Raw genomic sequence first — 21454 nt, forward strand, 5'->3', positions numbered from 1 at the left:
AAGATGATTTACCTAGAAGACCATGGTAAAAATCACTCATCTTATGCGTAATTGCGTTTGCTATTCTCAGAGTGAAGGTTAACTATGTACGATGATTTAAATTCATTAAGCCGACAGCTTAAAATGGATAATTTCTCTTTTCTTGAAATTGAAGAAACCGCGCCATCTAATAGCGGACAACTATTATCCAATATAACGGATACATTAGAAAGACCAATGTCAGATAAAAAAGATAGCCATCTCACAGCAATAGAACTAGCTCCATCACAGGATAATCTTACAGTAACCAATGAATTTACACACTTTATTAATTACAATAATAGTCATTATTATAGTGAAATAAATGGTTCTACATCTCATACAGAGCAAGCCATTATACTTAGTGCACTATTTTCAAGCATTAGTAAAAAATAAATTTTATTTTACCGTAATATTATCATGAGTTAGTTATATGCAGAAAATACTCAAATTTTTTAGCTCAATATTTTTATTGCTGCTATTCTTTTCATTAATCATTATCCCGTTGGATAGTGAAAGACAACTTTTATTAGGGTGTATTCTTATTATATTTACTTTTTTTATTGGATTATTTAAAGGTAAAAAAATCCAGCTGATGATGATATTAATTTCGTTACTCTGTACATCTCGTTATATCTGGTGGAGAGCAACGACAACGCTTTATTTTGATTCTTATATTGAACTGATTCTAGGTTCACTACTGTTTATTGCTGAGCTTTACTCACTCGCTATTTTACTCTTTGGTTATATTCAAACATGTTGGCCACTAAAAAGAACCATAGATCCATTACCACGAGATACAACACTATGGCCAACGGTTGATTTATTTATACCAACCTATAATGAAAGTCTCGATATCGTCAAAGATACTGTACTCGCTGCTCAATGCATTGAATATCCCAAAGACAAACTTAAAATTTTTATATTAGATGATGGAAAACGAGAAGAATTTCGTCAATTTGCTGAAGAAATCAATGTCGGTTATATCACCCGCCCTGATAATAGCCATGCAAAAGCAGGTAATCTAAATCATGCGCTAACAAAAACGCATGGAGAACTTATTTGTATCTTTGATTGCGACCATGTTGCTACACGGGTATTTTTACAAGCGACCGTTGGTGCTTTCTTAGTGGATGATAAACTGGCACTAATACAAACTCCACATCATTTTTACTCAAAAGATCCTTTTGAGCGCAACCTAAAAGCAGCTAAAAGAGCACCTCATGAAGGATCGTTATTTTATGGTCCCGTACAACAAGGTAATGATAACTGGAATGCTGCTTTTTTTTGTGGATCATGTGCTGTTATTCGCCGTAACGCATTGAAAGAAACCAATGGATTTGCCATTGAGACAGTAACCGAAGACGCCCATACAGCATTAAAATTGCAACGTAAAGGCTGGAATACCGCATTCTTAGCAATCCCACTTGCCGCAGGCTTAGCCACAGAGAGATTAACCTTGCATATCAACCAACGTATTCGTTGGGCCAGAGGAATGACGCAAATTTTCCGTGTAGATAACCCAATGCTTGGGCGTGGGCTATCCCTCACTCAACGTGTTTGTTATCTCAATGCAATGCTGCATTTTCAATATGGTTTACCCAGAGCCACCTTTCTACTCTCACCACTCGTGTTTATTTTATTCGACCTAAATATTATTTCATCATCAGCAGCATTGATATTTTCTTATGCATTACCACACTTAATTACCTCTAACTATGTTAACTCAAAATTAGTTGGTAGTTACCGTTACTCATTTTGGGGGGAAATTTATGAAACGGTCATGGCATTTCACTTAATACTTCCGACATTAATGAGTTTAATGTCTCCAAAACTGGGTAAATTTAATGTAACGGACAAAGGTGACTTAACTGATAAAAATTATTTTGACCATACTGCTGTTCGTCCTTTAATCATCGTAGCGATACTTTTGGTATCTGGTATCAGTATGGCACTAATTAAATGGGCCATGGGTATGTATAGCCACATTGATAATGGCGTCATCATTATCAATTTAATATGGGGAATTTATAGTTTACTGATCGTATTAGCTTCGATTGCGGTAGCGAAAGAAACTAAGCAACTACGGCGGACAACTCGAGTATCTGCAATATTGCCTGTTACTGTTTATTTTTCTGATAATAGCCAAATAGAAACTCATTCAATTGATTTATCTATGAGCGGTGTAAGACTTAATTATCCTTTTAAGCACAGTTCTACACAACAATATGTCACACAAATAGCGATTGGTATCGGAAAAGAAAAAGCATTAATTCCAATTCAAAAAACATGGATTGATGGTGATTATTTAAGAATGGAATTTGCTCACTTAACATATGACATACGACGTGATGTTGTTCGTGTGGTATTAACTCGCGCAGATGCATGGTTAAGTTCACAGCATAGTGGTGATAAACCATTAAGAGCATTTGTTGATGTTTTACAGTGCGCTCTTGGGCTCTTTGTTATCCGTAAAGATAGAAAGTTATCAGATAATTCAATCGTTCTTTCCACACCAAATAAAGAGCAGCAACATGTCTAAACGCTATATTACTTTGTTGCTGATCATGAATATGTTGCTAATGCAATGTATCACTGTTTACGCCCAACCACTTGAAAGTGAATATAAAAAACTGGCTACTGACTTAGATTTTATTTTAAGCAGTAATTTACCCGATAACAAAAATAATGTTGAAACAACCTCTGAAGAAATTTCACTCAAAAAATTAGGATTAACCAATGGACTAACGCTAACTAATAGTAAGTTGCAATCAGGGCTCAGTTTCACTTTACCATATGATTTTATTGCAATTAATTCTGATATACGAGTTGTTATATCAGTTAATAAGGCAGACGACATCGAAAAAGAAAACTTACAAGTTATCTTAAATGGCCAATCTTTAGGTGCTGTTCCTTTGTCACAAATTGAAGAGAACCGCTCTATTTTTACGTTAAAAATACCTAATTCACTATTGGTATCAAAAAATAATCTGAATTTTCAGGTTATTAGTAATGATGACATTATTAATAATGAATGGACATGTCAGCGGCCAGACCTCAAAAACCTTGTCATTAAAATAGCACCATCAAGCTCAATGACAATGAAAGGGATCCTCATGAATACGCGTAAATCACTTGCTGATTTCCCACGTCCATTCTTAGATCCCTTAAAAATTAATAAAAATGAACTTGCTTTTATTTATGCAGCTTCACCAAGCTCAGATACCTTAGTGTCATCGGCAATCGTTGCCTCTATTTTTGGCATCAAAAGTGGTGAGAAAGAAAATGATTTCAAAGTTTACTTTGATGAGATCCCAGAAAAACATGCAGTTTTATTCACCACAGTGGGCGAAACCATTTCAGGGCAATCTTTTGCAGATCCTAATGGTTCTAGCTTAAAACTAATTGATAATCCTAATAATAAAAAATATAAATTGCTCGTTGTCAGCGGCCGTAATACCGAAGAATTACGGCAAGCCGCTTATCAACTTTTCACTGCTAGCTTACCTGATAACAGCAGTATGCAAGTTCAACCTCAATCCATCAACAAACGACAAGCTTATGATGCACCTAACTGGCTTTCAGCAAAAAAAGTTGTTCAGTTTAACCAACTGATAAAAAGCCCTGATGAACTACAGGCACATATGTTTTGGAATGAAGAGAAAAAAATTCACTTTAGAGTTCCTCCTGACATGTTTATGTTATCAGGCAATAAAATTCCTTTAAAAATTGATTATACTTTCGATCGAAAAAACTGGTTTGATGTTGATAACTCCATGTTAACCATTGCATTAAATCAGCAATTCTTAAAAAATGTTAATGCTAAAAATCATAGTGTTATAGCGCCTATTGTGGATTTCTTTGAAACGCAAAATAGCAATAGCACAACACTTTATTTAGATAACACACGTTTTCAAGGAGAAAACAAATTAAGCTTTTACTTCAATATCATTCCAAACAAGGACACTCCCTGTAATATCCTCAGCAATAACGATATTATTAATCAGATATTATCCAGTTCAACACTCGATTTACGTAACATAGCTAATTTTGGTGAATTACCGAATAGCGCTTGGCTGCTGAGTGGTCTCTTCCCATTTACAAAATATGCTGATTTATCAGACACCACTATTTTACTACCTGATCCCCCTGAAAAAGATGAAGTGACTTTATTGCTCAATCTTATGGAGCAATCAGGGCGTATCACGGGTTTTCCTGTAAGAAATTTAACGCTGCTTAGCCGTTTTGAGAAAATACAATCTAATGAAAAGTTAAAATCATCAAATATTATTGTTATCAGTAAATTAAAGGATCTCGCGGCGTTACATCCATTAATCGCAAATACATCCTATCATTATAACAAAGGCAACCTGCAAATTGCTTCACCTTCACTCATACATAAAACAAAACTACTACTACTGGGTGAATGGAAAAATCAATTTGAAGAAGCTAATAACTTCTTATTAAACACACATCAATGGCGTGGATCTCTTAGCTTTAAATCCCCTTGGTCTTCAGACAAGATCGTCACCATTCTCACTGGAACCAACTCAGAACAGTTAAATAAGTTAACAACTGATATGACAACACCAGGACGACAACAAAATGAGTCTGGTGATACTTTGCTGTTTAGTGATCTTGATGATGTAAAAATCCTACGACTAAACCCGTCATTCCTGTCTGGTGAATTGCCATTAACTACTTTAACCATCTGGTTTTTTAGCCAACATCTCTTTTTACTGATACTCATATTATTTGGCGCGCTATTTTTAATCAGTTTGTATCTATTTAAACGATTAAAAGCACATGAATCTAAACGCCTATCAAGGATGAAAAAATACGATGAAAAATAGTAAAGCTGGAAAAATGCTGATCATGCTGCTATGTGGGATCCCTGTATTTACCGTATCTGCAGCATCTTTAGAGAATGAAGCCGCAATCAAGGTCCTATTGGAAAAGGCAGATTATTGGCATGGAAAATCTAACTATGAATTGGCTTATGATGCGTTAAATAAGATTTTCGCCATCGATCCAAATCATGTTGAAGCGTTATATTTGATGTCACGCTATAAGATCCAACAAGGAAACAAACAAGATGCCACTCCATGGATCGAACAATTCAAAAAATACGCCCCAAATGACCAAAGGATCAGTCAACTAATACAGCTTGATCCACAAAAAAATGCATCAGACACATTGCTTAAAAAAGCACGTTCATTAGCAAAAAATGACCAAATTGATCAAGCGATACAAACTTATAACAACCTGTTTCTCAACAATCCACCAAGTGGTGATCTGGCAATTGAATATTATGAAACTCTAGCAGGGAGTAAGGAGTATCTGGATAAAGCGATAACAGAATTGAGAAAAAGAGCTCAGCAGGCTCCTTCAGATAGCAAAATACAACGTGTACTCGCGACTGTATTAACTTATCAAGAGAAAACTCGCCGGGAAGGTATTCAAAAACTTAGTCAGCTAGACAATAAAAATGCCGCTGTGATTAACGCTATTCAACAGGCGTTACTGTGGCTGCAAGCTAATGAAAAAGATTTGCCACTTTATCAAAATTTTATCAACCTTTCTCCTAACGATAATAGCGTTATGGATCACTATAATCGTAGCGTTGGTGGTAATGAAATATTAGCGGCATTTACACTGTTAAATAAAGGTAGCATTGATCAAGCAAAACAAAAATTTACAACTGTATTAGAAAATAATCCCAAAAATAGTGATGCAATGGCCGGTCTTGGTTATGTCGCACTGCATAAGAAAGATTACCAGCAAGCTGAAATGCGATTACGTGAAGCCGCAGATAGTACAACTGAGCATAAAAGAGAACAATGGTTAAAAGACATCGAAAATATTGGTTATTACTCTTCATTAGACACAATAAAGCAACTAACACGAAATAAGCAATATGATCAGGCTTTTGCTTTTATTGATCGGGCTCCAGCAAATAGCTTACAGCAGCAACTCACTTTAGATTTGCTACGAGGGCAAATCTATCGCGATCAAAAAAACTATGCGAGTGCAGAGTCTCTCTATCAAAAACTCAATCAAAAATATCCCAACAATAGGTTGGTCAAAGAACAACAAGTTTGGTTATTTGCAGATCAAAAAAAATATACCGAACTAAACCAATTATTGGCAACATTACCGGTTTCCGAACGTCACTATTACCAGCAACGAATCGACATGAGTGAACAATATCGAAAAGAAGCACAACAAGCACTAGATAATGGCTTAGATGGTGAAGCTGAGGCTATCTTAAAACAAGCGATTAATAAAAACCCTAAGGATGCTTGGCTAAACCTTGACTACGCACGACTGCTAAACAAAAAAGGCGAAAAAAATAAAGCATCAGCAGTGATGAACAACCTAGTTGCTCATTCCCCCTCTACTGCAACTTGGCATAGTGCCCTTATTTTCGCATCAGAGCTAAACAATTGGCGTGATGTACTAACGTTATCCAACAACATCCCTATTGAAGCTCAATCGGCAGAAATTATTGAGTTAAAGCAACGAGCTAAATTTAACCAGCAAATCGACATTGCTAAACATTATATAGAGAACGGAAACAACAATGCTGCACTCAATACACTTAGAATAAACATTAAGACACCACCAAATAACCCAAGTGATGTCGGCCGTTTAGCTCAACTCTATATGGATGCTGGCGACAATCAAATGGCTTTACAAGTGATCCGCCAAAACCAATTATCTGAGCCTCAAGGAAGCCTCAATGAATATGGGCAACAGATCCTTATTTTACGTCGCTTAGGATACGTGTCTGAAGCAGAAAGCCTAATGAACTCCCCTGCTCTGTTAGCTACCGCAAATGAAAAAGAAATAAACAATATCAGAGCAAGTTATTTAAGTGAGCAAGCTGACTTGTATCGAGAAAAAGGTCATTTGGATGCGGCATGGCAGATATTGGCTCCTGAAATCAAAGCTAACCCAAATAACAGTGTATTACTTCTTGCGACTGCACGAATTTATCAAGCCAATGGACAAGCTAATCAAGCAGGTGATATATACCGTTATGTTCTCTCTATTTCGCCTCAAAATCAGGAGGCATTAATGGGATTAGCTGACATCGCATTAACCGATAAAGATCTTTCTACAGTAAAAAAATATTTTAATGAAATACCAGCAACCAACAAAACAGATTACATCATGTTATCAGCTAGAGTTGCGAGACTTGAAGGAAACAACACCCAAGCAATAAAGCTATTAAAAACAGCACAATGGGGTTTAATTCAACCTAATAACGACGCAAATTATTTACCCATAAATCACCCGCTAGCTGGAGAGTTATTCGAGAATACACATCAAAGTGCTCAACAAGAACAGCAACTAAGCTATATTGAAAAGATGCTCACCGATTTACAGCAAAAAACCGCTATTACTTTAAACAACGCCATTGAGTTCAATAGTCATTCAGGAGAGTCTGGATTAAGTAAGTTTACTGAATTTAAAGATACGCTAAGCCTTTCCATTCCTGTATCTGATGATATGAAAGTAGCATTAAATATATCGCCATCAGTAATCAGTTCAGGTAAAACCCCTGCTGAAAATGCCAGTTTAGTCGGTAGCGGTGCTCTAACTAGAGCAAATCGTCGTAGCCTCGTTGATAGTTCCTTACGTGAAAATATTCACGCCGATGCAATTGATAACAATACACGACAAGGTTTGGAGTCAAGTATTCTGCTTAAAGACGACAATTTCCAATTAGATTTTGGTCATACCAACAGTGATGCCTTAATTGTCTCTTTAGTCGGTGGGGCGGAATGGACAGTTGATGCAACACCAAATAGCCAACTAACATTTGTCGCCGAACGGCGCGCAGTAAAAGATAGTTTACTCTCTTATGGCGGGTTAAAAGATAACGCCACAGGTAAAGAATGGGGAGCCATAACTCGTAATACTGTTTCTGCCCAATATGCATGGGACAATAGCCACTATGGTGCATATACAAAAATTGCAGGAAATAAATACATCGGTACTAATGTTCAAACTAACCAATCGATTGATTTTAATACTGGCACATATATTTATGGAATAAATAAAAATAACAAAAAGCTAACTTTTGGTGCAAATGTACATTATATGGCGTTTGATAAAAATCTTAATTATTATACATTAGGCCATGCAGGTTATTTTAGCCCACAAAAATATATAGCCTTTTCACTGCCTGTATCCTATCAACAAGATATCAATAATCTATCAGTAAAATTAAGCTCAAGCATTGGTTATCAGTCTTATACAACTGAAAGTACAGACTATTATCCCAATAATCGCCAATATCAAGAAACGTTAGAGAACTACATAATTAATGATGAATATATTGATGCTCGCTATAAGAGTGACAGTAAAAATGGTATTAGCTATGCAATTGGTGTGGATACTAAATATAAAATATCACCATCAGCATTGATTGGTGCAAATGTCAGTTATAACACTTTTGGAAATTATGATGAAACAAAAGCAAATATTTACTTTAAATATTTATTCGACAACGATATACTAGGAAAATAGAAATGATTTATGACCAAGATAGTTACTTACAACGCAGCTTTAAAACTGGTTGGCATGATTTAATCAATTTCTTATTTTATGAGTTTTCATCTGGTGAAACCAATGAAGGTTGCAATACTTTAAGAAAAATTGGACAACAATTAGGTGAATTACATAAAATTGAAAATGCAAACACATTAGCCCAATTAGAGAAAAGTATTAATAGTGCTTTAGAAGGCTTTAACTGGGGATTTATTAAAATGGCTCCAGCTAATAGTGAATTACTCATTATTCACTGTGCTTGGCCTCATGCACCAAAATCGGTCAATAAAAAATGGCGTAGAGCAAGTGCCAGTGTTTTGGAGGGCTTGTACACTCAGTGGTTAGTCTCTCAAGGCGGTAATAAGTCAGTTCCTGTTTTATGGAATGAAAACGCAACAGAAGACATTTTTATATTTCGCTATGCTTTATCTAAATAATTATTATGCTTAATCATAATAAGGTTATATCAAAAAACAATAAAAGCATCCCTTTAGATTTAATACTAGATGAGGTAGTAGCATTATTATTAATTGATATACATGGAAAAGTCTCTTATGCTAGCTCATATTTCATAGAAAATTATCACTATGAATATAATGAAATCGTAGGCTTAGCATTTGATATAAAGAAAAATCAGTTAATTTTAGGTATAAACAGTTCATTTTCTGTTAAACGGTATAATTGCTTCAAGAAAGAAATTTTTTTCATAACGAAAACAAAGCAGAAAATATTCTTTATTGCCAATTTAGTTGAATTTAAAAGTGGCCTTAATCAAAATTATCAGTATTGCATTACACTAACAGAGGTTACTAAATTCATATTTATAAGAAACAAATTACTTTTTCAGGTTCATCATGATCCATTAACAAAATTATTAAATAGATATGGTTTTTATAAAAAAAGTAAAATGAAAATAAAGCTCGCTCAGCGTAATACTACAGAATATTATATTGCCATTATTGATATTGATAAATTTAAAACAATAAATGATACCTTTGGCCATCTTTATGGTGATCACTTGTTAAAGCAATTTTCTAAGAATGCCAAAGAAAATCTACCAAGTGATGTGCTTTTTGCTCGGCTTGGTGGGGATGAATTTGTTCTAATGCTCAATAAATTGAGCATTCCAAATGTCGAGTTATTTTTTTTAAATTTTTTGAATAGCATGAGGATCTATTCATATCGTTACTTGGGAGCAAAAATCTCAAACATAAATATTAGTGTTGGTGTTGCACAGTACCCATTAGATGGCAATCGTTTGGGATTGTTATTAAAAAATGCTGATATTGCCTTATACAAGGCCAAAGAAGAAGGAGGAAACAAAGTACAAAAATTTATTTAGTTTTAACACTATATAGCTATTTATATTAATAAAATCCAAAAGTACGTTTTTGATAGCAATATATATTCGAGATGCAGATCAGTGGCAAGGAGATGAGCAAAATCGCTATATCTTAATAAAAAGTACTGCAACCCGAAATATATACTCTAAATAATCCGAGATGCAGCTAGGTGATAAGCGAACGTAGTCACTTATACCTCAACGAAAACGCTGCAATTTGAAATGTGACGAGTATAGCATGTATATACTAAATATTTTATTGACCAAGGATCATATATGTTAAAAGCTGTAATACCTGTTGCTGGTTTAGGCACTCGCATGTTACCAGCAACAAAAGCGATACCGAAAGAGATGTTACCTCTTGTCGATAAACCGATTATACAATACATCATAAAAGAATGTTGTATGGCGGGTATTAATGAAATTATTTTCGTTACTCATTCGTCAAAAAATTCAATTGAGAACCATTTTGATACGTCATTTGAATTAAAGTCATTGCTTGAGCAAAAGGGGAAACAACAGCTGTTAAATGAAATTAATGATGTGATACCTAAAAATATAAAAATAATGCATGTTAGACAAGGTGATTCAAATGGCTTAGGCCATGCAATTTTATGTGCAAAACCGTTCATAGGGGATGATGATTTTATTGTTGTTTTACCTGATGTCATTATTAATGAATATGAATGTAATTATCAATTAGACAATCTGCCTGCCATGATACAGCGGTTTAATTCGACAGGGAAAAGTCAGATACTAATCGAAAGAGTCAGTAAAGAGCATGTAGAAAACTATGGTATCGTTGATTGTAATAACGAACCATCCAGTAGAGGCTCCTTTAATAGTATCTCTGCCATTGTAGAGAAACCACATAAAGATAATAGCCCTTCTGATCTTGCTGTTGTTGGCCGCTATGTTTTAAGCCGGGAGATTTGGCCATTATTAGAAACTACGCCTATTGGAGTCAGTGGTGAAGTACAACTTACAGATGCACTGTCGGCATTACTTAAAACTCATGCAATTGAGGGATACCACATCAAAGGCCAATCCCATGATTGTGGTGACAAAATGGGCTATATAAAAGCATTTTTTGAATACAGTCGACAGCATCAAACATTTGGATCACAGTTCCACCGATGGATAAAAGATACTGTCGTCGCCGTTTAATAGCACTCATAAGTTTAAGCTTATAAAGGTACACAAATATGAATTAACTAAATCCAATCAGTCGTCTGGATACTGCGTTTTTCGTTAGAAAACATAGCTAAACTAATGCAATTCAGGATTGGATTTGTATCAAAAAAAACTAGAAGACTAGTTATAGCCCTTTAATACTTTTTTATATTTAATTCTAAAAATTAATTCGCTTCATGAGCAAAGCTTATCCAATAATGGCATCTCAGCATTTGCTTCTATTAAACGTATTGAGATTTCATTATGAATAAGTTTGGTGATAGGCCGACTTAATATTAATGGCAGTAAATTTCACATTTTATAATGCGAAAACTATTTTCTGCTATTAGCTCTCGCTCATCACTCTACTCTAAATAATTCGAGGTGTAGCTAAGTGACAAGTGAATCAGTCGCTAGGAATCTAAAAAATACTGTGGCTGGCACAAGAGAACATAGTCACCGTACCTTAACAAAAGGTGCTGGAACTTGAAGTATGACGAGTATATGTGAGCAATAAACAATAACAACTAGGGTTAAATTTAAATTACAGCAGAGGCAATAACATGAATCTTAGAGACTTTGAGTATTTGAACGCATTAGGTAAATTTCTTAACTTTAAGAAAGCGGCTCAATACTGTAATGTGGCACAGCCAACATTAAGTATCCAAATTGGTAAACTTGAAAATCACTTAGGTTGCTTCTTACTAGAAAGAACAACACGTAGAGTTAATTTCACACCTTTAGGATTGAGAATTTTAGAACATAGCCAAATTATTTTAAGAGAAGTTGAAGAGATTAAAGCTATCGCTCAACAATCGACAAATAATAATATTAAAACATTTCATGTTGGTATTTCTGATACATTACCAGAATACTTTATTTCTTATATTACAGGAGCCGTTTCAAATAATGATCCTACCATTAATTTAAATATAACCATTGATAAGACCGAAGTATTATTTTCACAACTTGCTGCTATGTCTTTAAATTTATTAATTGTTTCATCAATGAAATGTCCAGATAATTTTATTTCTGCTTCATTGATAAGTTTCCCAATAAATCACCAGCATACCTCACATAAAGGGCATGATGAGCAATTCACCAGTATTCTAGGCGCTCACTCTGAGATTAAATCTAAAATTTGCTTTAGAAATGGTGATAAAAATATGGATAACTATCTGAACATTGGTAATTTAATCAATGAATCAATAGATACTATATCAAAAAAAGCTTATATAGCCTGATAAGCAATTAACAAAAGGCGTACTTGAGTATTCGCTCTCTGTAGCTGTATTAAGTACGCTTTATGCAACTTTTCATTAACTTTTTCCGTTATTTTTCTCATTTCACTTCATTCAACCAACCTATAAACATCTTTAAAAAGTACTTTTTTTATGACTATCAATCTTTTTGTCTCATTTTATTGATTATTTATCTATCAAATTTTCATGTAACATTTAAATTTATTAAACAATTAATGATCTATAACATAATGAATTTACTTATTTTTTTATTATAAGCTTATTTTTTTATTAATAAAAAATACAACAATGATCACATTCTTATCATAAAACCATCTCTTCAACGAAAAGTACCAGTGATCCTTTCTAAAATCTCTTTCTTATCTGTCAATAAAGCGCTTCAATTGAGAAACACAAAATAAACATAAAATTAACATAAATCAGATACCAGCGCCTAGAGTACCCTATAACACGCTGGCATTCTTTGTGAGATACGAGGTAGACATGAAACCAGAAGATTTTCGCTCTGATGCTAAACGCCCATTTAATAGCCAAGAATATTTGAAAAGCCTACAAGATGGCCGTGAAATTTATATCTATGGTGAACGTGTTAAAGATGTTACAACACACCCTGCATTTCGTAATTCTGCGGCTTCAATAGGACAGTTATATGATGCACTCCATGATAAAGCAACTCATGACAGCCTTTGCTGGGGAACCGACACCGGAAATGGTGGATACACGCATAAATTCTTTCGCTTTGCCAAAAGTGCAGACGAATTACGCCAACAACGCGATGCCATCGCTGATTGGTCAAGACAAAGTTATGGATGGATGGGACGCACTCCAGACTATAAGGCGGCATTCGCCAGCTGTTTAGGTGCTAATCCTGAATATTATGGGCAATTCGCTGATAATGCACGCAATTGGTATAAGCGAATTCAAGAAAGTGGTTTATATTTTAACCATGCTATTGTTAATCCACCCATCGATCGCCACAAACCCGCTGATGAAGTTAAAGATGTTTATATCAAGCTGGAAAAAGAAACTGATGCAGGTATTATCGTCAGCGGCGCAAAAGTGGTCGCAACCAACTCAGCATTAACCCACTATAACTTTATTGGTTTTGGTTCCGCTCAAGTTATGGGTGATAACCCAGATTTTGCACTGATGTTTGTTGCTCCAATGGATGCTGATGGCGTTAAATTGATCTCTCGTGCTTCATATGAGTTAGTGGCAGGTGCGACGGGAGCACCTTTTGACTACCCATTATCAAGTCGATTTGATGAAAATGATGCCATCTTGGTGATGGATCATGTGCTGATCCCTTGGGAAAACGTGCTAATTTATCGTGATTTTGACCGAGCACGTAATTGGGCAGTACAAGGTGGGTTTGCTCGTCTATTCCCTCTACAAGCTTGCGTACGTTTAGCAGTCAAACTGGATTTTATTACTGGTTTACTACAAAAGAGCCTTGAATGTACTGGCGTTATCGACTTCCGTGGCGTACAAGCAGACTTGGGTGAAGTGGTTGCATGGCGTAACTTGTTTTGGTCACTCACTGATGCAATGACCGCTGAAGCAAAAGCCTGGGAAGGTGGTGCATATCTACCAGATACGCAAGCGATTCAAACATATCGCGTGATGGCACCAATGGCTTATACCAAAATTAAAAACATCATTGAAAGTAACGTAACGAGCGGTCTGATCTATCTACCATCCAGCGTGAAAGATATGAATAACCCAGAAATCGATAAGTATCTGGCAAAATATGTTCGTGGCTCAAACGGTATGGATCATGTAGAACGTATTAAGATCCTAAAATTGATGTGGGATGCAATCGGCAGTGAATTTGGTGGTCGACATGAGTTGTACGAAATCAACTACGCAGGTAGCCAAGACGAAATTCGTCTGCAATGTCTACGTCATGCATACGGTTCTGGCAATATGAAATCGATGACAGATATGGTTGATCGCTGCCTGTCTGATTACGATCAGCATGGCTGGAAACGCTCACACCTACATAACAATAATGATATTAATCAGTTAGATTCGCTGCTGAAGTAATCGGCAGCAGGAGGTCAATATGTCTTTAGAAAATGAACATCGCCTGCGTTTTAGAGATGCGATGGCAAGTCTTGGTGCAGCAGTCAATATTGTCACCACGGATGGTACTGCGGGCTGTTGCGGTATTACAGCAACCGCGGTCTGTTCAGTTACAGATACGCCACCCACTCTTATGGTGTGTGTTAACCGCAACAGTGCTATGAATGCGGTTTTTCAAGAAAATGGCCGCCTGTGTGTGAACGTGCTAAATCATGAACAAGAAGAAATGGCCTGCCATTTTGCGGGTATGAAAGGCTCGACCATGGAAGAACGTTTTGGTTGGAATGTTTGGGATAGAGGCATTCTACAACAGCCATTACTGAAAGATGCTCTGGCGAATCTTGAAGGTGAAATCACTCAAGTTCAAGACATTGGCACTCACTCGGTTTACTTGGTTGAGATAAAGCAAATCATCGTGAGAGAAGAAGGCCATGGGTTAGTTTACTTTAAACGTAAATTCCACCCAGTGATGCATCAGCTGCTCGCCGTGACTGCATAGCATATTAAATTATCACAGCCTCAAGAGGCCGCAAATAATGAAGTGACCCCCAATAGTTGGACAAGTAATTATTGGGGGTCTTTTTATCACTCTTCAAATCAGCATTCCAACCATTACCCCAACAAATATTATGTAATTATATTACCTGCCCAAATGTAAATTACTTGTGTTTATACTATTTTTAAATCAAGACATTAGTACAAACTCATTTTTTGATATTAATAACACCTTAATTTATTGAATGATAATAATTATTATTTACAATCTCATTACCAGTTAATTTCAAATAATAATTATCATGCAAAATAATTCAATGAAGCCTATCTCTCAGCTTCTTAAACTTTTTATTGGTGTTAGCCCGTTTATGGCAAGCGGATTCATCACGGCACACAGCGCCACTCAACCTCCATCTGACAATAGCGTAGCATTATCACCGCTCAAAATATCCGCTAAATCGCAAAAAGAACTCGACGCAGAGTACCCTTACTTGCAGCTCGGCTCATCCGTCAATATTGATAGTAAAACGGTTGAAAGATATCGTGGAAATTCAGCTGCTGACTTTTTACGTGGTATCAGTGGCGTACATATTGGTGATATCCGTAATGGTGGTGCATTAGATGTCAATATCAGAGGTTTGCAAGGACAAAGTCGCGTTCCTGTTATTGTTGATGGAACACAACAATCTATTGATGTCTATCGTGGTTACGCAGGGGTGCAACAACGTAGCTACCTTGATCCTGATTTAATTAGTCAAGTGACTATTGATAAAGGCCCTAGTCTAGAAACCGACGCTGCAGGCGCCATTGGTGGCGCTGTACGTGTGACCACATTACAGCCAGCGGATGTGATCCCAAAAGGCGAGACTTTTGGCGTACGTTTGCGAGGAGGAATGTCAAACAATACCATTTCAGAGCGTTCAGGGTTTTACACTAAGACCAAAGATCGCGACGATGCTAATTCATGGCCCAATATGAATAGCCGATTTGGTAGTATTGCTATCGCCACTGATAAAGATCGTTATCAACTGCTTGTGGCCTATGCTTACCGTAATCAAGGAAACTATTTTGCGGGTAAGAATGGTGCTAACCGCTATGAAAATGCACACTACTCTACAACGGGTGGTACTGGTATGACGACCGCTGCGGTTATCGAAGCCTATCCAGCAGGTAAAGAAGTTCTCGATACCCATAGCCGTAGTGAATCTTGGTTATTAAAAGGCGCTGCCGATTTAACAGACGAACAAAAACTTGAGTTGATCTACCGCCGTTATGATGCGAGCTGGGGCGAGATCATGCCATCGATGATTTCAGGACCAAACAGTAAAGGTGAATCGACCCAATTTATCCCAAGTAAAATTACTATTGATTCTTTATCTGCCAAACATAATTTTAACCCAGACAATGACTGGCTCAATCTCACTTCTGAATTATGGTATACCCGTTCAGTAAGCCGCATGTATAACGCCAATATTGGTAATGTGCCTGTCTTTGATCTTGGTACAGAACAATTACCCGATCCGCAAAATGAACAGTACAAACAAGGGTTACTATCTGATATTAAGGCAGATCGTTATGGCGTCAATTTAACTAACCGTTCTAGTTTCGAAAACCGCTTCGGAGAATTTAACCTAACCATTGGCGGTGCTTTCCAATATGAAGATACAGGACCTAATTCCCCTGTATTAAAAGAAAACCTCCAAAAGAACCGCTTTTTACGTAGTGGTGTTAGAAAAGAGTATAGCCTTTCAAGTTCACTTGAATATAAACCTGTTAATTGGCTAACTCTGCAAGTGGGGGGCCGTTATACTGAATATAATGTTCGAGACAAGAACAGCACCGCTTATGCAGCAAAATCACGGACTCAAGAATACACCTTTGCTCGCTTAAAAAAAGATGGCGAATTCTTCAAAAAATGGCCAGAAAGTTGGTATATGGAATGGTGGCCTGATGAACAAGGTAATTACACCTTAGATTCATTAAAAAATACCCCGTACGCTAATACCACGCTTGGTGAAAAATACGATTTTAATGGTTTTGAACGTGACCCTCGCCCTGATGATCAGGCGATTTTAAAAAAAGAAGTCACTACCGAGTATGCCTATTCAAAACCTATTGAGCGTCATGGCCGTGATTTTAGTCCACAAGTAGGTATCGCCTTCCATTTGGATGATACCAGCCAAATCTATGTCAAATACAGTGAAGCAGTTAAAAACCCAAGCATTTTCGAATCAACACTTGGTAACTGGACTTCCGTCCCTGCGGCGGATTTAAAACCCGAGAAAAATAAGGTATTAGAGATCGGTGCATCAACCGTACAAAAATCACTGTTAATGGACGATGACAAAATGTCGGCAAAGGTTGCATGGTTTAAAAGCGATCTGCACAACATGATCACTCGCGGCTACCACCCTAATAATTCATCATGGATAATTGAAAACGTTGATCTGTACAAAACTTCGGGGATCGAATATAGCCTTGCTTACGATCAAGGTCGATTTTATGCAGACGTATCAGGTAACTACTACCTTGAAGCTACCACTTGTGACTCTAAAACAGCGAGCCGCATCCGTAATTACGCCTATGGTGATCCAAATACACCAAACTGTGTTAATGGTGGTTTTGGTACATCTTTAGTCAACCTGACTAACCCACCTAAGTACTCTATTAACACAACACTAGGTGTTAGATTATTAGAAGATCGTAACTTAGATATTGGAGTTCGTCGGATCTATAACAGTGGCCCAACACATAAGTTAAATAAATCGTGGAATACCGTTGGTATGACAGGAACCCAGCTTATTTATCTTTCGACAGTCACTTATGATGCCTATGCGAACTATCAATTCAATCCAAATACAGATATCAATTTAACGGTAACCAATTTAACTAATGAATACTATGTCGACCCGATGGCATTGAGCTTGATGCCAGCCCCAGGCAGAACAGTCACGGTTGATTTCACCTATCGATTTTAACACAATACTTCCTACCCTAAATGGGTAGGAAGTATTTGCGCGATACTAGGCTATTTCAAATTAAATAACCTTGAGTAATGCTTTGGATTTAAACGTAAAAATAGGAGTAATGTCATCAATACCATTAAAACATGCGCTCCCCATACCCAAGTAAAACTTTGGCTGATCCCATGTAGCCATGCCGCAAACAGGGGGCCAAAAGCAGCAATGATAAACCCACCAGCCTGCATCAATGACGTTAATGCACCTGCACTCACGGGATGTGGAAGATGATCTAAAGCAGTAATGATACTTAATGCAAAACAACCACCTAGTCCAGCTCCAATTAAACATACCCATAAATAAGGTAATGATTGAGGAAAAATTACTAACCCAGCAAAACCCACCATTTGGCTACACAAGGTGACGACAAGCCAAAAGCGTCGGTCGATATTGTGGAAAGCGAGAACAGGGATCAAGAGTGCCGATAGCGCCTGAAACACACTCAATAAAGCCACTAATGAACCACTTAATGCACTACTCATACCTTGTTCAATAAAAAATGGTGCCAGCCAAGTCACCACAGTACCATATCCTGCATTAACAAAACCAAAGCCAATCATTAGCAACCACGCTCTTGGTTTAGTGAGAAATGTCCAAACTGAACTATTTCCAACTAAATTTGGTAAGCTAGATGCCCGAATATTCGCGATAACGGCAATGAGTGCAAATAAAGCAGGTAATGCCATCCATGCTAATGCCGCTTGCCAATGGCCTGATGAACCTGCAATTAACGGTGTCAATTGTGCCCCGATTGCTCCACCAGCCATGAGCATGGAAGAGTATAGACCCGTCATCACTGCCATTTTATGAGGAAAATGTAATTTTATTAGCCCTGGGAAGACAGCTTGAATATAAGCAGCACCGACTCCACACATAAATGCTGTTGCTAATAATTGCCCACTATCAGAGACAAATAAGCGAGATAGAGAGCCGATTAATAGCAGCAATACAGCACTACTGATCCCAACCCGCTCCCCTAAACGCTGATTTAATGCAGGTACAATTAAAGCACCAGCCCCCATTAGCAACATTGGTAATAATGTTAACAGTGATATTTCTTGGTAATTCATACCTGTGGTTTGGATGATCCCTGCGATCAGGGGACCCGGCCCTGTCATAAAAGGCCGTAAATTGATCCCCACTAATATGATCGTCAATACTAAGCCAAAGGATGCTGTTTTACGTTCTCCCATCAGTGCTGTTGTTCCCGCCAAAAAGAATACAATAGTGGCTGAGTCTCATTTTCAGGTTTTAATTGAGTGAACGATAACCCAACTTGTTGATGTGGTTCGATTCTTAACGAAGCTGCGATAGCTTCCGTCGACAAACCAAAAGGCTCTGCATCTTGATTTGAATAGGCATAAAAAATACGTGAAATACCTGTCATGCGCATCGCGGCTAAACACATTGGACATGGCTGCCCGCTAGCATATACCACACAGTCTTCTAACCTGATCCTTCCTAACGCTTCCCCAGCTTGACGTAACGCCATAAGCTCTGCATGTGCAGTTGGATCACTCAGCTCAAGCATTTGGTTTACCCCTGTTGCGACTACTTTACCATCGCATACAATAACCGCACCAAACGGGCGACCACCTGCTTTAACATTTTCTTTAGCCAACGAAATAGCTTGCTGCAAAAATTGTTTATTTAACATTACTTCGCTCCTGAACTTTCTAGGATTTCAATCAGATTGCGATATCCTTTCTGTTTAGCCAACGTCAGAGGCGATTTTCCAGCCGCATCTGCTAAATTAACATCAGCTCCGCCTTTAACTAGCTGCGTTACAATCGTGGCATATTGCTCACTACCGTCACCGAGTATGATAGCCTCAATTAACGCAGTCCAACCTAAGCGATTAACATGATTGATATCGACGCCTGCATCAATCAGAGTTTGTACTGTTTTTACATGTCCACGTTCAGAAGCGGGGATCAGCGCAGTTCCACCATAACGATTAGTACTTTTCAAGTCCGCCCCATGCGTTAAAGTCATTTCAAGGATTTCTTGCAATCCACGTGCGCCTGCATATAAATAGGGAGTATCTTGTATCGCATCACGTGCATTAACATTTGCTCCTTGCTCAATCAAAAAGCGAGCTACCTCGATTTGATTTTCATGAGTTGCGGCCATCAGCGGTGTACGTAAGCGCAGGTCACGTTGTTCAAGATCGGCCCCCTGCTTTACCTGTTGGATTACCGCCTGAAGATTGCCTTGCTCGGCTAATGCAACTAATGATGAGTTTGATTGTGCAAATGATTTAGTCATAAGTAGCAGAAAAATCCCTATTACACTTAGTAGGTACACTCGCCAATTGGTAACGAATAACTGTATTTTCATCGCTGCCTCCTCAGTAAACTGTTTAATTTACTGAAAATATATGATATTTAAAAATTAAATATTTAAATGACTGGTATTTATAAAATGAATACTTTATTGAATTTTGTTTTACTCAAAACTTTTATTACTGTTGCAGAAACGGGGAATTTCACCATTGCCTCTCAACACCTGAATTCAACTCAGTCTACTTTAAGCCAGCAAATCCAGCGTCTTGAAGCGCTAGTTGGTCAGCCTTTATTTATTCGCGGACATCGGCTATTAACCCTGACAGAAACAGGCGAAATATTACTCAGTTATGCGAAAAAAATCATCGCGCTCAATGATATGTTTTTCATGAAAGCCACTGGTAATGCCGTGATCCAAACTCTGCGCCTTGGTTTTCCTGAAGATTTTGCTTCGGGACAAGTTACTCCGACACTGGCTGCTTTTATGCACGAGCACTCTAATATTCGTTTAGAAGTGACCAGCGGGTTAAGCCGCCAATTACATCAACGTTATCAAAATAGCGAACTTGATTTGATCATCGTTAAGCAGCGCAAAGGTGAATTTAATAGCCATTATTGCTGGCCTGAACCATTGTGTTGGCTAACGAGCGCCAATAACCCTCATCTCAATACCAGCTCTTTGCCCTTAATTGTTTTTCCTGAAAATGGTTTGTATCGTAACGATATGTTCCGCTTGCTAGATATTGAACAGCGCCCTTGGCACATTACCTATACCTGCTCAAGCCTTGTTGGCATTCAAAGTGCCATAACCGATGGACTAGGTATCAGCTTATTACCACTGCGAGCAAAACTACCACAGCATCGGATACTGACTGCACAAGAAGGCTTCCCCGATGCCGAAGAAATGGAGATTGCCATGCATGTCCATGACAATTCAGAAATAGTTTTAACGCTAGCAGAACGCCTAGCACAGCAATTTGAACAACTTTGAGATGAGGAAATAATATGCAATCGCTATTTGATCAGTTAATCAAACTAGAAAAAAACTGCATCATTATTCAAATAGAAATAATTCAGAGTTTCTTGAAAATATACTACATCAAGAATTCTTAGAGTTTTGCCGATCTGGTGTGATCGCACATAAGTAAAACAAAATAGAACCATTATGTTCACCAAGTACAACCTTTTATTATGAACTGACATTAATGTTAGTTC

General features: G+C 37.3%; 15 protein-coding genes. 12 read left to right on the plus strand and 3 right to left on the minus strand.

The window, feature by feature from the left end; translation table 11 throughout:
* Window positions 1–84 precede the first annotated feature (84 nt).
* From AC3Z9T_RS13635 to AC3Z9T_RS13685, 11 genes are all read left to right on the plus strand, one after another.
* The gene (locus AC3Z9T_RS13635) at window positions 85–414 is read left to right on the plus strand and encodes a hypothetical protein (RefSeq protein WP_490126660.1); all 330 of its coding nucleotides are present in this window, start codon (window positions 85–87) and stop codon (window positions 412–414) included.
* Window positions 415–451: 37 nt separating this feature from the next.
* Entirely contained in the window at window positions 452–2560 is a 2109-nt protein-coding gene (gene bcsA / locus AC3Z9T_RS13640; RefSeq protein WP_490126661.1) for a UDP-forming cellulose synthase catalytic subunit, read from the plus strand.
* Window positions 2553–4871: a cellulose biosynthesis cyclic di-GMP-binding regulatory protein BcsB gene (locus AC3Z9T_RS13645; RefSeq protein ID WP_490126662.1), complete on the plus strand. Its 2319-nt coding sequence runs from the start codon at window positions 2553–2555 to the stop codon at window positions 4869–4871. The genes bcsA and AC3Z9T_RS13645 overlap by 8 nt, the downstream gene beginning before the upstream one ends.
* Window positions 4861–8556, plus strand: coding sequence for a cellulose synthase subunit BcsC-related outer membrane protein (locus AC3Z9T_RS13650; RefSeq protein WP_490126663.1), 3696 nt, complete (start codon window positions 4861–4863; stop codon window positions 8554–8556). Before AC3Z9T_RS13645 ends, AC3Z9T_RS13650 begins: the two co-directional genes overlap by 11 nt.
* A 2-nt stretch (window positions 8557–8558) precedes the next feature.
* Window positions 8559–9014 carry a cellulose biosynthesis protein BcsD gene (gene bcsD / locus AC3Z9T_RS13655; protein ID WP_490126664.1) on the plus strand — a complete coding sequence of 152 codons (456 nt, stop codon included), beginning with the start codon at window positions 8559–8561 and terminating at the stop codon, window positions 9012–9014.
* A 5-nt stretch (window positions 9015–9019) separates the two neighbouring features.
* On the plus strand, window positions 9020–9919 hold the full coding sequence (locus tag AC3Z9T_RS13660) for a GGDEF domain-containing protein (RefSeq protein WP_490126665.1): 900 nt from the start codon (window positions 9020–9022) through the stop codon (window positions 9917–9919).
* Window positions 9920–10195: 276 nt separating this feature from the next.
* Complete coding sequence (gene galU, locus AC3Z9T_RS13665) at window positions 10196–11086, plus strand: UTP--glucose-1-phosphate uridylyltransferase GalU (protein WP_490126666.1); 891 nt, start codon at window positions 10196–10198, stop codon at window positions 11084–11086.
* Between the two features lie 569 nt (window positions 11087–11655).
* Window positions 11656–12336, plus strand: a complete 681-nt coding sequence (locus AC3Z9T_RS13670) for a LysR family transcriptional regulator (RefSeq protein WP_490126667.1) — start codon at window positions 11656–11658, stop codon at window positions 12334–12336.
* A 501-nt stretch (window positions 12337–12837) separates the two neighbouring features.
* Window positions 12838–14400 carry a 4-hydroxyphenylacetate 3-monooxygenase, oxygenase component gene (gene hpaB, locus AC3Z9T_RS13675; protein ID WP_490126668.1) on the plus strand — a complete coding sequence of 521 codons (1563 nt, stop codon included), beginning with the start codon at window positions 12838–12840 and terminating at the stop codon, window positions 14398–14400.
* 19 nt (window positions 14401–14419) lie between these two features.
* Window positions 14420–14938: a 4-hydroxyphenylacetate 3-monooxygenase, reductase component gene (hpaC, locus tag AC3Z9T_RS13680; protein WP_070926679.1), complete on the plus strand. Its 519-nt coding sequence runs from the start codon at window positions 14420–14422 to the stop codon at window positions 14936–14938.
* Window positions 14939–15302: 364 nt separating this feature from the next.
* The gene (locus tag AC3Z9T_RS13685; RefSeq protein WP_490126669.1) at window positions 15303–17912 is read left to right on the plus strand and encodes a TonB-dependent receptor domain-containing protein; all 2610 of its coding nucleotides are present in this window, start codon (window positions 15303–15305) and stop codon (window positions 17910–17912) included.
* A gap of 50 nt (window positions 17913–17962) precedes the next feature.
* Here the strand turns inward: AC3Z9T_RS13685 and AC3Z9T_RS13690 are convergent, their stop codons facing one another.
* Genes AC3Z9T_RS13690 through AC3Z9T_RS13700 form a run of 3 tightly spaced genes read right to left on the minus strand, consistent with a single transcriptional unit; the run spans window position 17963 to window position 20294 of the window.
* The gene (locus AC3Z9T_RS13690) at window positions 17963–19147 is read right to left on the minus strand and encodes a cyanate transporter (RefSeq protein WP_490126670.1); all 1185 of its coding nucleotides are present in this window, start codon (window positions 19145–19147) and stop codon (window positions 17963–17965) included.
* Window positions 19147–19611 carry a nucleoside deaminase gene (locus AC3Z9T_RS13695; RefSeq protein WP_490126671.1) on the minus strand — a complete coding sequence of 155 codons (465 nt, stop codon included), beginning with the start codon at window positions 19609–19611 and terminating at the stop codon, window positions 19147–19149. Before AC3Z9T_RS13695 ends, AC3Z9T_RS13690 begins: the two co-directional genes overlap by 1 nt.
* A complete protein-coding gene (locus AC3Z9T_RS13700; protein ID WP_490126672.1) occupies window positions 19611–20294 on the minus strand; it encodes an ankyrin repeat domain-containing protein in 684 nt (227 codons plus the stop codon). Before AC3Z9T_RS13700 ends, AC3Z9T_RS13695 begins: the two co-directional genes overlap by 1 nt.
* Window positions 20295–20378: 84 nt before the next feature.
* Between AC3Z9T_RS13700 and AC3Z9T_RS13705 the strand changes: the two genes are divergently transcribed.
* The gene (locus AC3Z9T_RS13705) at window positions 20379–21230 is read left to right on the plus strand and encodes a LysR family transcriptional regulator (protein WP_490126673.1); all 852 of its coding nucleotides are present in this window, start codon (window positions 20379–20381) and stop codon (window positions 21228–21230) included.
* Window positions 21231–21454: the final 224 nt, after the last annotated feature.

This window comes from Providencia sp. 6390 (assembly GCF_058148425.1).

Coding starts and splice junctions, on each gene's coding strand:
- AC3Z9T_RS13635 (WP_490126660.1), top strand. CDS start 85: ATGTACGATGATTTAAATTCATTAAGCCGACAGCTTAAAATGGATAAT.
- bcsA (WP_490126661.1), top strand. CDS start 452: ATGCAGAAAATACTCAAATTTTTTAGCTCAATATTTTTATTGCTGCTA.
- AC3Z9T_RS13645 (WP_490126662.1), top strand. CDS start 2,553: ATGTCTAAACGCTATATTACTTTGTTGCTGATCATGAATATGTTGCTA.
- AC3Z9T_RS13650 (WP_490126663.1), top strand. CDS start 4,861: ATGAAAAATAGTAAAGCTGGAAAAATGCTGATCATGCTGCTATGTGGG.
- bcsD (WP_490126664.1), top strand. CDS start 8,559: ATGATTTATGACCAAGATAGTTACTTACAACGCAGCTTTAAAACTGGT.
- AC3Z9T_RS13660 (WP_490126665.1), top strand. CDS start 9,020: ATGCTTAATCATAATAAGGTTATATCAAAAAACAATAAAAGCATCCCT.
- galU (WP_490126666.1), top strand. CDS start 10,196: ATGTTAAAAGCTGTAATACCTGTTGCTGGTTTAGGCACTCGCATGTTA.
- AC3Z9T_RS13670 (WP_490126667.1), top strand. CDS start 11,656: ATGAATCTTAGAGACTTTGAGTATTTGAACGCATTAGGTAAATTTCTT.
- hpaB (WP_490126668.1), top strand. CDS start 12,838: ATGAAACCAGAAGATTTTCGCTCTGATGCTAAACGCCCATTTAATAGC.
- hpaC (WP_070926679.1), top strand. CDS start 14,420: ATGTCTTTAGAAAATGAACATCGCCTGCGTTTTAGAGATGCGATGGCA.
- AC3Z9T_RS13685 (WP_490126669.1), top strand. CDS start 15,303: ATGGCAAGCGGATTCATCACGGCACACAGCGCCACTCAACCTCCATCT.
- AC3Z9T_RS13690 (WP_490126670.1), bottom strand. CDS start 19,147: ATGGGAGAACGTAAAACAGCATCCTTTGGCTTAGTATTGACGATCATA.
- AC3Z9T_RS13695 (WP_490126671.1), bottom strand. CDS start 19,611: ATGTTAAATAAACAATTTTTGCAGCAAGCTATTTCGTTGGCTAAAGAA.
- AC3Z9T_RS13700 (WP_490126672.1), bottom strand. CDS start 20,294: ATGAAAATACAGTTATTCGTTACCAATTGGCGAGTGTACCTACTAAGT.
- AC3Z9T_RS13705 (WP_490126673.1), top strand. CDS start 20,379: ATGAATACTTTATTGAATTTTGTTTTACTCAAAACTTTTATTACTGTT.